The organism is Pedobacter heparinus, from assembly GCF_032678725.1.
Lineage (GTDB): Bacteria > Bacteroidota > Bacteroidia > Sphingobacteriales > Sphingobacteriaceae > Pedobacter > Pedobacter heparinus_A.
Genome location: NZ_JAVTSC010000003.1, coordinates 329052 through 342152 on the forward strand (window position 1 = coordinate 329052; position 13101 = coordinate 342152).

Annotated in this window: 7 protein-coding genes; 1 reads left to right on the plus strand and 6 read right to left on the minus strand. The window is 43.1% G+C overall.

Features of this window, described 5'->3' with window-relative positions; all coding sequences use genetic code 11:
- Positions 1 to 6 precede the first annotated feature (6 nt).
- A complete protein-coding gene (locus R2Q85_RS06795; RefSeq protein WP_316810997.1) occupies positions 7 to 414 on the plus strand; it encodes a zinc ribbon domain-containing protein in 408 nt (135 codons plus the stop codon).
- Here R2Q85_RS06795 and R2Q85_RS06800 read toward each other — a convergent pair.
- The 6 genes from R2Q85_RS06800 to R2Q85_RS06825 all read right to left on the minus strand — a co-directional run bounded on the left by R2Q85_RS06800 (position 408) and on the right by R2Q85_RS06825 (position 13100).
- Positions 408 to 3188, minus strand: coding sequence for a hypothetical protein (locus tag R2Q85_RS06800; protein ID WP_316810998.1), 2781 nt, complete (start codon positions 3186 to 3188; stop codon positions 408 to 410). The two genes, R2Q85_RS06795 and R2Q85_RS06800, sit on opposite strands and share 7 nt — an antisense overlap.
- A gap of 60 nt (positions 3189 to 3248) precedes the next feature.
- Positions 3249 to 5303: a beta-L-arabinofuranosidase domain-containing protein gene (locus R2Q85_RS06805; RefSeq protein ID WP_316810999.1), complete on the minus strand. Its 2055-nt coding sequence runs from the start codon at positions 5301 to 5303 to the stop codon at positions 3249 to 3251.
- Between the two features lie 152 nt (positions 5304 to 5455).
- Positions 5456 to 7159: an alpha-L-rhamnosidase C-terminal domain-containing protein gene (locus tag R2Q85_RS06810; protein WP_316811000.1), complete on the minus strand. Its 1704-nt coding sequence runs from the start codon at positions 7157 to 7159 to the stop codon at positions 5456 to 5458.
- 52 nt (positions 7160 to 7211) lie between these two features.
- The gene (locus R2Q85_RS06815) at positions 7212 to 10439 is read right to left on the minus strand and encodes a glycosyl hydrolase (RefSeq protein WP_316811001.1); all 3228 of its coding nucleotides are present in this window, start codon (positions 10437 to 10439) and stop codon (positions 7212 to 7214) included.
- 95 nt (positions 10440 to 10534) lie between these two features.
- On the minus strand, positions 10535 to 12157 hold the full coding sequence (locus R2Q85_RS06820; RefSeq protein WP_316811002.1) for a beta-N-acetylhexosaminidase: 1623 nt from the start codon (positions 12155 to 12157) through the stop codon (positions 10535 to 10537).
- 133 nt (positions 12158 to 12290) lie between these two features.
- Positions 12291 to 13100, minus strand: a complete 810-nt coding sequence (locus R2Q85_RS06825) for an SGNH/GDSL hydrolase family protein (protein ID WP_316811003.1) — start codon at positions 13098 to 13100, stop codon at positions 12291 to 12293.
- Between the last annotated feature and the right edge of the window lies 1 nt (position 13101).

Here is a 13101-nt window from a genome sequence, read left to right on the forward strand (position 1 = left end):
ATACCGATGGACTGCATAAAATGTAACACTGCTAATTTACCTGAAGCCAGGTTTTGTGCAAACTGCGGATCAGAACTGCTTCCAGCACCCCTGCAAGCCAAAAGCGATGAACACACCATAAAATCTTTAATCGTCATTATTGGCCTTGATTATCTGAGCTCTATTATCCTGTTTCTGATACAAAAATTGCTTGTTCCTGCTATGCATCAGAACGAAGGGATAAGCAACCTTAGCCTGATCTATGAGTATTATGGCTGGACGATGGATATTGTAACTATAGGGGCTTTATTATTTTTCCTGGCTACCATCAAAAATAACTATGTTAAACCAGCTTTGATTGTGTTCTTGATATTAAGAATCATCTTTATGCTCGGCTACCGGATACTGCCATTGTTCGGTTTTGCTGATTATTGATACCGAACAATTACATTAAGACTTCCACTTTTACCGGTAAGGTCTATCGTTTCCTTAGCTGCGTCAAATTTTTTGTGCCTGGCCCCATTTATACTTACGTTTTGAATTTTTTTCTTTTCAGGGATGCGCAGTCTGATAGAAACCTCCGCTGCAGCACTGACTTGAGCAGGCAGTGTAACCGCGATATGAATCCTGTCATTTTGAATGTCTGAATCGATCATATAATCTATTTTTCCGAACAGTGTGGGAGCATCAGCAACCTTAATTTGTTTCCCTTGTGCCAGCCAGGCACGCGGTGTTGAATAAGCCAGGTGGAGTTTCTCCGGAAGGCCATTTTTTCCGTCCGTTTCTGCAATGAGCATCAACCGCAGCATCTGCAGAAACCAACTGTTGTTAAAGCTGGAGGGACTCAGGTAAGACGTTCTGTAATACTCATCAGGATATGGCCCTATAGTATCTCCTTCGCCCGAAATAAATGTATTCCTGGTCATTCCATGTGCCAGCTTGGCATACATAGAAAGTACCAATCTGTCGGGGTCATCCATCATCGCGATCATACGGCTTAGATTAAGCCCGTACACATTATCTACACCTGGTGTTTTGTATCCCGGTAATCCGTCTTTATAATAATTACCTGTCTGAACAGGGTAATAGTTGAAGCGCACCATACCTAAAAAAAAGGCACCATGATTTTTCAGATATTTATAATAACCGGATACCAATTGCTTGTCCAAAAGCCCGGAGCCGGCCACATAAGGAAAACAGAGGTTCCAGTACGATCCATATTTTGTTTCGGTAATCCTGGGATAGGCTACGGGCTTTTCCTTTGTAAACAGTTCGGTGGGCAAGAAAATGCTGCTATCCGGCAATATGGTTTTACTTTCATTCAACGCTGTTAACAACCGGCTTCTTAAGCTATCCGCCAGGTCAATATATTTGTCGCCAGTTGAAGTACTGCCAAGGGATTTCAGGAGGTAAGCCATATCCCGCATACCACGCCATGCAACCGCCTGATGATGTAGATAAACTAATTTTTCAGCGATATCGCCAGAAAAAGCCTCTGCATTCAGTACGCCGTGCGCTGAAGACTTCATTTGTTTTTCAAAATCTTCCAGGTAACTGATAAACTTCGGCTGATGTTGATGGATAAAGGCGCTATCTTTAGAAATGTAGTAATATTGGGCTGAATGCGACAATAATTCTCCAATTTCCCAGGTCCGGTATTTTCTCAACGGGACAGAAAGCAGCACTTCGTGTATGGCTTTCTGTCGGAACATATGACCATATTCGCCCATTACTCTGGCCGCATCATTCCCCTCCGGCTGATACCAGGTTTGGTAGATGTTACCTATACTATACAAATAGCCCATATAAAGATTTTGCACCAGCAAGTTTTTCCAGGCGTTGTTTACACGTTCTTCAGGCACATCAAATGTTGCGCCTTTAGCCAGTTCATTGTTCCAGTATTGCTTCAATTCTGTCTTTTCTGCATTGTAGTATTGCGCATCAATTTCTTTCCGGATGCAGTCTGCCGGATGCAATAATCTGGCAAAATACAGTTCCTGATCTCCCTGGCTCAAATCCAGTTCATAGGTAATGTTATTCCCTCCGCTAAGCTTTCCTCCTTTTGCCAATAGTGCCCTCACTTTATTTCCTGATTTTAACACAGTCCCATCAAGAACGAGATCACTATCTGAAAAAAGCAGTCCTAACTTTACTTTATCAATTTTGGCATTTTCTTTCTTTATTGTTATTTTAATGAAACTGACCAGCTCGGTAGTTGCAAATGAATAGTCAGAAAATGATTCCTGAATGTACTTTACACCTGATAGATCCGTATATTCATTGACCAATATTGGCTGATAACCGTCTTCAAGACGTTCCTGTGCAAGCCTCGCTTCAGCGAAACCATAACGTTCCTGCCCCTCTGCACCTACGAACATGGTGGTTTTGGTTCCGCTGGAAACCTGGGAGACAATCTGACTGCCATCTCCGAGATGCAATGCAGCGGGGCCATATCCGGCAAGGTTCGCTGGTCTTCCGAAAGGAATATAATAAACACCAGACTCAGACACAGCGGTTCCTATCAGCTTGAGTGGAGTAAGATAGTCTTTGACCTGATCATAGGTAGGTCCGCCTGGAAATTTTAACACTTCTTCGCCAAATAAATCGGTATTGGCTTGAAGTGCTTTATTTACGTTTTCTTCATACCGTACCGGCAGTTTCTTCCTTTCATCAAACCGTACATTGGCAGGCGCACTTCCTTTCCATTTATCGAACACCATTTCATGGGCAAGATCATAAGACAGCGGCCCATGTGTAAGATATCCCTTGATATCGGCAGAATTTTTTTCCGTTCTGGCTACTGCACCCCTAATCGTAGCCGGTTCCCCTTTGAATAGCTTAAGATAATAGGTCTTTCCCGTTTCCAGATAGATGGGATTGGCAAAATCAACCCGCTGTTTGCCTACAGAACGTCCGGCAACATTCCCTCTGGCTATCACTTGTCCATATGGCCCTCCTTGTGCAATCTGTGCTCCTATAAGCCCACCGCTCTCTTCATTCACCCAGATATAAACTTCCTTCAATCTTGAACATCTGGCAACAAAACTTGTGATGGCGATATCGTTATCTCCATAAATATCTGCAAATTTATTACTGGGCAGTGATGGTGCATAGGTAATTTTGATTCCTGTATCACAATCCTGGTTCCCTTTTTTCAAAGTATCCTGGACAATCGACTGCCTATGTTCAGGGGCTATTGTATTCGCCATAGCCCCTAACTGGTTAATTGTGATTAGAAAAAAAATAATGCAATATTTATTCATATCATTCTATTTTACTACAGGAAATGCTATAATTCTTAATTTAGTAAAGCCAACAGGAAGTAAAGTAACATTTTCTATATCGCTGTCTACCGGTCCTTTATAAAACCCTTCCCGGCCAGTAACCGGAAGATAGGCCAAACCGTTCTGTGATTTCCATCCCGGTATTCTTTTCACTTTTACTATAATTTCAACGGGCGAATTTTCTAAATTCCACCTAAAATCTTTCTTAAGCGCTTTAAACGTTATTGTTGTTTCTTTAACAGGATTTTTACTTACTTTCTCTAAAAGTCCGTAATTCCAGGCCGATGCCGGATGAACTTCAAAATATTTCCCTTCTTTTTCATCTGTTCCTTCACTCCACTTTTCCTGGACTTTTAAGCCGTAAATCAAGGGGCCACGTTCCACCGCTCTTGAATTATCTGCCCATTCAGAAACAGAGACTTCCATTGGCAACTGCAAAGTCAATTGGTCTTTGTTTTTCCAGGTTCTGTTTACGGTAATTATTTTTCCGCCCTTTTCTTTGCTGTATTCTTTACCGTTGATCAAAATGACCGCTTCTTTACACCACGTCGGAATGCGCAGTTGAAAAGGAAAGGTTACCGCTTTTTTTAATGACAAGTTGAAATTGATCTGATCATCGAACGGATAGTTTGTTGCTTCTTCAATTGTTACATCGGTTTGTTGAGAACCAACTTTTGTGGTTAAGGTATTGGGGCCGTAAATTAAAGCAGCTAAACCATTTTCAGTTTTATGCCACAAATTTTGGCTAAACTTTGTCCAACCCTGATGCATATTTACATAACAACAGGTGTATCCGCTTTTTGCGCCTAAAACGCAGTTCATTTTCCTATCAAAAGGCAAAGTAAATGCAAAAACACCACGACTGATTTCTATTTGGTTGGCAATCTGAAAATATTGTTTTTCATGATAATCATCGGTTGTTTGCGAAGGCATGGCATTAAAAGTCATTCTTTCCAATGCATCTATGTAATGTGTATCTCCGGTAATATTTATAATTTCTTCTAACGAATACATCGCTTCTACAGTAGCGCAAAGCTCAGTGCCTTGCGTTGGTTGGTTGCCGTGTAAATCTTCATCGGCCGAAAAAATTCCATGAGGCAGACCATGCAAAGTCATCAGATCATTAAAAACTGTTTTTAGCGTTTTCAGGTAAGTACTGTCACCTGTTCGCTGAAAATTTATAGCCGGATCTTTTAAACCCATAGCTACGTTTACACCATGCCTGCTCATCCATTTCTTGCCATTTGGGCGGGCGGCAGCATTTATTACCCAATCTCTGCCACCAAACCATTGGCTCCAGGCAAAAGACTGAGCATTGATAAGGCTGGCCAGCTCTAATAAGGCCCCATCTTTTGTAATGCCATAAAGCCACTGTACCATCATTACGTTATCTGTTCCGCGAGATTGTGACCATTCGCTCCATTTTCCAATCGGGCATTTTTTTAAAGCCTCTTTTTGATAGTTGAAATATTTGGTCATGAAAGGGATTACTCTTTCATCCTGTGTAGCAGAATAATATTGCTGTATCACTTTTAGCATGATCATTTTAGGCCACCAGTCTTCTCCCTGTTCGCAATTGGCAAGGTCAAGCTGCTTTCCTGTTTTTCTTTCCCATTTGGTGATCGGGCCAAAATAGCCGGATGGACGCTGATTATCTATAGACCAATTGATATATTTGAGCACGATAGCTTTTAGTTCTGTATCGTTCAACTGGTAGGCCAATGGAACTGCACCATCCAGCCAATAGGGTGTTTCTTCCCAATTGTCGCCTTTGCCGCCTAACCAGCCATTATCATTTTTTATTTTATCATAAATTTTATCCATCTGGCCGGTAGAGCCGTTCTTCATTACCGTTAGTTGTTCTAAAAGCCAGCCTTTAGGCTTAATATCACCTAAAAAAACTGGCTGATAGTATGGTTTGGAAATATTTGCTTTTGAAGGTTTTTGAGTCGATTGGACAGGCTTATCAATGGCTTTGACAAATCCAATGTTAAGTACTACGGATGCTATGGCCAGAAACAGTTTATTTCTCAAATTCATTTTTAAAATTGATTCATTCTATGACAGGAAGATCTAATTAATTATTAATTTTGACACCCAAGTTAATAGTGGGCGGTTAGTATCGGTAACGTAACCGAATATAATGAATATTTTAGATTATTTGCAAATAATAAATTCAGACACCAAAACCATTACCTAACTATTCTTACTTCTTTCGGGCCTTTTATTTCTGATTTTATTTTGCCGTCTGCCATTTTTGTATGCTTAATATTAACCACACCATAAGGTGTTGGGTAACTTCCTTCTACGAATTTCAAATCGCCTAAGTGAGGTGTGATCTTTAACGTTTTACATCCTGGTTCGATGACCTTCACACCGAGCACATGTTCAGTTAGCCAGGCGGTCGGACCAGAAGCCCATCCATGGCACAGACTGTGCCTTAGTCCAAGATAACAGTAGGCACCATAATCGCCGTGTATGTCTTTCTTGCCTTCTGGCACGAGTTCATCAACACGGGAAGCATTGGGCAACCAATCCAGGTTGAAATCTTCCCAAAAGGTAGTCGCTCCAAGATCAAGCATCGCCCCCCAGTACTCCTTGATGACATCCATAGCCTCTTGGTGGTCGCCGGCACGGGCTTTCGTTTCCAGCATATAGTAGCCGTAAAACGTAGAGAAATTAGCTGCACCACCAACCGAAATCACTTCTTTATTTGCCTTTTCAGCAGAAATGAGTCCTGCGATGGCCATCAACGCAGCTGCCTGTTTCGATCCATTTGGATCGGGAATGTAGTTTTTCATACCACTTACGGTCTTATTACATAACGATTCGGTTTCTTTGTCTCCGAGAATGTGCCCCAGCCTGGCGGCTGTAGATAATGACCAAACGGTCATGGCCTGCAGACCGGCATGGATACCCGGTTTATTTTCACTGGAAGGCCAGTCCAGAAAGCGCGTACCATCCATATTTTCTTTATGGTGTTCGCCTACTTTGCTTATGATTTGTTTAACCAGTCCGTTTAGATAAGGCTGCTGTTCTTTCAGATACTTCAGATTTCCATGCTGCATATACCAATCGTAATGAAGAATGATCCACCACATGGAATAGGCACTGATTCCATTCATCCAGGCAGGAAGTGGCGTAATATCCCTCGAGAGATCCAAGCTTTTGGGTACTACTTCGTTGTATCCAAAAACAGCATTGACTGTAGCCACTTCAGGATGCAGGTCTCCCACCCAGACCAAGCGGTCTCGTTTTATGCCGTCCCAAAGGTATTCCTGCATATTGAGGTGTACAGTATAGGCCCCTGTTGCCCATATCTTATTTAAGCGTTCATCACTACTTTTAAAAGAACCCAAATAAGGGATGTCGCGGTAAGTAAAAATAGCCCTCACCTCTTTGAGCTGTAATTCTACATTTTCCTCTAGCAGATCAATCCGTACAAAACGGAAACCACTTTCACCAAATTGGATCTTGCCCAACCAGGGCAGTAGTGCTGTAAAATCCCGGATCGCATGGTCATTGGTGGCACCTTTGACACCCACATCGGACATCGCCTCGCTGGCCGACTCGCCATAGCGGATTCGAACTTTTAAGGGTTTATTTGGCCCCCACATACCGGTTACGATCTCCAGTCCTCCATGCAATTCCTTTCCGAAGTCGAGCAGTATGGAGGCTTTTTTACCTGTAGCTGTATTTTTAAGAAATACCATGTCTCTGTTGGCCAGGTTAGCCTGTCCATTGCCTTCTATAAGCAGCTTTTCGCTATTTCTAACTTCACCATCCTGCCACAATATGCGTACCGGGGATATATATTTTCGGCTTATGGCCTGCTGTGCCACCGAAACCATCGATGTCAAACAGAAGAGAAGAAGAGGGATTTGCTTTTTAAACATTTTAATTTGCGGGTTTAGGTTTGTTTAAGGATCAAGTTTAGGTTTATAAAGCCTAATAACTGAAGGTTTTCAATACAACTGGGCCCAGCAACCCGGCAGGATGAAGCGGACTATCGGCTTTATAGGGATTGACGAGCGACCATGTCTTTCGTTGCGCTTCAGGAAGATTCAGATCGCCGATCATGCGGTTGACCCAGTTATTGACCACCTTCACTTCCAGCTTGTTGTCACCTTCCTGCACTGCTTCTGTAATATCAACTTTGTAAGGTGCAGTCCACACGCCACCCGTCTCTTTTCCATTTACTTTCACCTTTGCCAGGGCTGTAACTGCACCCAGCTCCACATAAATACGTTGTCCATTCATTGGCTTCTTTAGTTTAAAAGATTTGGTGTAAACGGCCGAACCAGCGTAATATTTAATACGTTCGTCTGTATTTTTAGACCAATCTGTCAGGCTTTTGAATACTACAGGCTCTTCTGGCCCACGGCTTTCTTTGTCAAAGCGGACAGTCCAATCGCCCTTTAGACTGAGCGACTGTGAAGGTTCTGGAAAGTTTAGTTTTATATTTTTAGTTGCAGTGGCAAAAGGCTTTCTAAAAACAACAAAAGCACTTTCATAGGCTTCTAACTGTAAAGGTACTGAAGTGGTTTTTCCACTGGAAGTATATTGAGGCAGATCGCGCATTTTCCCGGTAATGGCATTCCAGAGTTCTGGGGTTTTGTCGCTCACGCGGAAAGCAGGATTTATATTGATCTTTTTATCGCTCTGATTAGAGACAAAATAGATCTCTCCTTCCGCAGTGCGGCGATGGATAAAAAGAGCAGGATCGTTTGGAGCAATGTTAAAGTCGGGCACCATACCCAACCAGTTCATAGCCTGCTGCAGATTGAATCCGCTCATTACCATTCCTTTGCCATAGGGATGGGTTTTGGTTTTTTGCCCGTCAATATTGCCCCATAATTGGGTAGCCATTTTCTTTACTTTTGTATCCGCATTTGGATAATCCACCAGGCTGGGCGAACGCTTAGGTATTGGCCCCAGAATCACCCCTCCGGCTTTGACCAGAGATTCGATTTTGGCCAGCAGGTCTGGTCTGATCGTCTCCAGCGCCGGGAGCACCAATATTTTATACGAGAGGCCGTCAGGAAGCATAAACCTCCCGTCTGTTATGGTCAGCCGGTTCAGGATCACTTCAGCATTGATGTAATCAAACGAATAACCCGGAGGAAGCTTAGGATCCTGTATACCAGTCATTTTTGGCGCATCTTCTCCAATGAAATAGGCTACATCTGCTACGTACTTACCTTGCTGAAGCATGAAATTGCAGCGTTTGAGGTACTGTATAAACATGTCCATATCATAAAACCAGGTGTTAAACCGGTTAAATTCGTTGCCAAACCAGGCATTTACACCCGGCTTGCGGCCTTCATAAGGCTGATGGATATATACGTGCAGCAAGGTATTGTTGATCCCCTCGGTAAAGAAGCGGTCGCCCCGCTGTTTCATCATCGAAGGATACCGCCCAAATGTATTTCCGCCAGCGGTAAAAGATTCTGCAGACACCTTAGTCTTTCCATAAATATGTGCTGCAGACGAAGCCGCACGGTTTTCAATATCACCCAACTCGCCTTCACTCCAAAATTCTCCACCGATTTCGTCAGACTGACCGCCATACTGTAAAAACTCACCAGGGAAACCCCAGTGGCCGTAATTTTCCAGCCAGATGGTCAGGCCATTTTTATGGCTTACATCTCGCAAACCGCCAACATATTCATAGGCTATATTGTCGGCTACAAAACGCCTCAGATCCCATAAAAAACGGTCGGACTGGTCCTGACTACCAATTACATGGCCGTACATTGCCGGAATAAATGGAATAGGATCATAACCATGACGTTTCCTGAATTTAGTGATAAAATCATCCGTCCAGTTTTGTCCGCCCATCTCATAACTATCCTGCACCGCTACCTTCCAGCTTTTTCTATCCTGTGCAGGAATACGGCGTTGTATTTCACCCATAAAGGCTTCAAAATGTTTGGCCACATGTTCATGGTTCATTTTATCGACCTCCAGTCCAGTTGCTTCAGGAGAGGCTGGTCCATTCTCTACTCCTGTAGGTAACATACCAGTTCTTAGAACTATCCACTCCCCATTCGGCACGGTCCAGTTCAGAGTACCATCGGCCGACATGTTTTTACTGATGTCTATTACGGAAGTTTTGTCAATTAAAAGTTCTGTCTCCTTTACTGCAGGTTGTATTGCCCATTGATACTCATGCCAGTACGGAAGTGGGGTTGGGTGCATCTTTGCCAAAGTCTTCTCTACAAAGCGCTCCACTTTAGGAACAGGAGAAAGTCTGATTTCTGCAATTCCCGCCTTTGCAGAAGGATTGCTAAATGTAAGACGAAATGAGCTGGAATTGACCGCATCAAACGACACCACCACTGGGGCGAAAGGCTGAAAGCCTACATGGAGCTTATTGTTGCTCCTATCTACCTTAAATTGTTTAATCTCTTTATAACTGCCCTTTTCAAGAGCCTCCAACTTCACATCCAGACTCAAATTTCTTTTGGAAGGATAGATGGTCAGGCTCCGCGCTGAAAATTCCCCCGCGGAGGTCATCGTGATCACAGCGGTTTTCCCTGCCTCCAGCTCCACTTCCGTCTGCTCATTCTTGTCCATGATATTGGCAATACCAGTTAAATAAGGCACTGCCGTAATCGTTGGTTTCAAATCTGCATAGCTGCACTGATAATCTTTAGGCACCCTGAAAGCCAGTACTTTTACATCCTGGAAGTTGCCCGCTGGCTTCGGTAATTTAACAGAAACCTTACCAGGCTTGTTCAGGTAGGTTTCCGAGCTTGACAAATAGCGCATGGCCTGTTCCGGTTTTACCCAGGGCCCGCCAGACTGGCTCCAGCCCGGGCTATTGAAAATACCAATTTCGATCCCCAGATCAGTAGCTGTTTTTAAGGCAGTATGTACTACAGTCCACCATTCTTCAGAAAACATTTTCACCTTGCCATAATGCGCAGGATTTTCTAACCCGATAAAACCGATAAAAGCACGGTTGATACCCACTGCCTTCATGGCCTGAAGGTCTTTAACTACACCTTCTTTTGACAAGTTATCAGAGATCCAATACCAATACACGCTGGTCTGTATCGAATCTGGTGGTTTTACAAAGCCCTTCTCGATTTCAGCAAAGCCCACCTTGTCTGTAGGGATAAAATAAAAAAAACCTAACCAAACCAGTACAGGTATTAAAAGCCACTTCATACTTATAAACATAAACAATAAAAAAATGCTGCACCACACAGAATGTTAAAAAACACCTTGTTTCTAACCTGGAGATTTTTCATTTTATTCCAATATTAATACTTTCCTATTTGATTTTTGATGTAGCCCTTTTCCTTCCATATATTTTCTATCAGCAAAAAGCGTTCGCGAAACTCCTGATAGCTTTGCTTTTTAGCCGGATCTACCCAGCCGTTCTCTCCAAAAACAGCCAGCCTGGGAAATGTATAGTAATAGATGCGCTCTTCATCAGGTGTAACCTCGCCCCACATCTGCGCACCCAGGCCCAATATCTTATGCCGGTCCTTAGCCGCTATACCCTTAGGTACCGGATTGAAAGAATAGGCTTTCTCCATTGATGTCACGTTGTAAGGATAGTCCAAATAGGTAAAGAAGCGATTGGAATTGACCACTTCATACCCTTTTTCGATCGCCTTGTTGATCAGGCTCACTTCTCCATCCCAAAACTGTACAATAGTACCCGGTGCCAGCTTTTCTGACTGACTAGACTCAACATGAGCCTCCCCACGAATATTGTCGCCCGTAATCTCATTCCAGCCGATCATCCGGTATCCTTTGGACGAGATATATGCAGACATTCTGTTTATCGCCCAGACCTGAAGATCAGTATAGGTTGGGATTTTATTGACTTTCATAAAAGCGTTGATTTCCGATGAGTTCTTCCAGTGCTTATAATCGGCTTCATCACCACCTATGTGGACGATCTTACTTGGGAAGAGGGAAATAATCTCATCCAACACATCATGCAGAAAACCTTCCACCTTGGGGTCAGCCACCTGATACAAGTCGCCATATATTGGCTTACCTGTTAGCCTGCTGCTTGAACCCAGCCAGGGATAGGCGTAGATCGAGGCCGAAGCATGGCCCGGCACCTCAATTTCAGGGATGATCAGGATTCCCCGGGTATCTGCATATTGTACGATCTCCTTAATATCTTCTTGCGTGTAGAATTTGCCAGGTTTATGGTTGTAAAGGCTGTCCCAATTGGCAGGAGTCAGACCTTTTTTCATCAATGTATGGTCGCCTTTGGAAGCCACTTCAGTAAGCAATGGGTATTTCTTAATCTCAATGCGCCATCCGGGATCATCCACCAGATGCCAGTGAAAGGTATTCAGCTTCAGCCGGACCATTTCATCCAACAGCTTTTTTACCACCGGTTTTCCATGAAAATGACGGCCTTCATCCAGCATAAAAGCACGCCAACTGAAATGAGGAGCATCACTAATGGTACAAGAAGGAATGGAGATTCCGGCGGCGGTTTTTGTAACCAACTGTCGCAAGGTTTGCAGCGCATAGATCAGACCTGTTTTTTCATTGGCATTGGCAATGACGCGGTTGGCCCTAGAACGATTTTCTACATTCAGTTCATACGCCTCAAAACCATCTGAAACAACCTTACTGACTTTTAGAATAAGTCCAGCCTGCTTTTCTTTGTTCGTAAACAATGGCTCGAAACCCACATCGGTCAATACTTCTTTTACATAATCCATGTTTAACGTAGAACGCGGATCGATATAAACCTGAATATTCTTTTTCAAAGTTATATTCACACCATTTAAAATTACTTTCTCAGGTTTAGGTATGATTTTAATGCTGTTAGTTTGAGGAAATACATAACTCAAATTAAGAAACGTCAATAAAGCAATTACTAGAAATTTTTTAGTCGTATTTTCGATCATTCCGTTTTAGTGTTTATGATACCTATACCGTTATTACAGCCCGTGGGACCGCATCCCAGTCGAGCCACCTCCATCCAGATTGGCCGCGCGGGAATTTTAAATTGTTGTACATTCATAGGTACATGATTAAATTCTAATGGTCGCCTTCATAATACACTCCACCGCAGCTGGGCTCTTTAGGATCGAAGATGGAAAGCTTTTTAAATAATAAACGAGCTATTTCCTGATGTCCTATACCATTGGGATGTAAGGGATCGTTCAACCACTCCTTGTGAATACGACCTGACTGCTCAATCATCATCTTCTCCCAATACACCCAATTGTCAATAAGAATTACATTTTTTTTGCTGGCTACATTTTGGATCAGCGCAACGTATTCAGGCAGTCTGCTTCTTTCAGCAGCTTTTTCTGCTATAATAATATTGGGTGTATGTAAAATGGGTATGGCATTTAGCGACCTGACCTGATCAACCAGCAATTCAAGATTTTTTTCAAATTGCCCAGGCGTTGTTGTTCGGTTAACCGCTGCATCATTGGTACCCAGCATCAACGAAACCACCTGCGGCTTAAACTGAGCTATTCTCCAGTCAAAATCAGCCAAAACATTCTTAGAAGCATTTCCGCTGATAGCAGAGTTTATAATCATGTCGCGACTCCTGCCCAATTCAAACCTGACCCGCTCCGCGAAGATTTCAGGATAAGAGCGCTCCCCATGTGTATGCTTGGCCCCTTGTGTAATGCTGTCGCCTGAAAAAACCCATTTCATAGGTGCTTTCTCTTTCAATGACCGAGTCAGCAACAGTAAATCTGCCTGATCATCCAGCCCACCTGCACTTCCTCCCCCGGCAATCGAAGGTGTTGCGCTCAGTAGTATTCCGGAAATGCTAGCAAGAACGGAAGATGTTTGGATGAATTTTCGTCTCGAATATTTGTCTATCTCCATA

Bases quoted from the DNA above. Each gene is read 5' to 3' on its own strand.
- R2Q85_RS06795 (WP_316810997.1), top strand. From the start codon at position 7: ATGGACTGCATAAAATGTAACACTGCTAATTTACCTGAAGCCAGGTTT.
- R2Q85_RS06800 (WP_316810998.1), bottom strand. From the start codon at position 3,188: ATGGCGAATACAATAGCCCCTGAACATAGGCAGTCGATTGTCCAGGAT.
- R2Q85_RS06805 (WP_316810999.1), bottom strand. From the start codon at position 5,303: ATGAATTTGAGAAATAAACTGTTTCTGGCCATAGCATCCGTAGTACTT.
- R2Q85_RS06810 (WP_316811000.1), bottom strand. From the start codon at position 7,159: ATGTTTAAAAAGCAAATCCCTCTTCTTCTCTTCTGTTTGACATCGATG.
- R2Q85_RS06815 (WP_316811001.1), bottom strand. From the start codon at position 10,439: ATGAAGTGGCTTTTAATACCTGTACTGGTTTGGTTAGGTTTTTTTTAT.
- R2Q85_RS06820 (WP_316811002.1), bottom strand. From the start codon at position 12,157: ATGATCGAAAATACGACTAAAAAATTTCTAGTAATTGCTTTATTGACG.
- R2Q85_RS06825 (WP_316811003.1), bottom strand. From the start codon at position 13,100: ATGGAGATAGACAAATATTCGAGACGAAAATTCATCCAAACATCTTCC.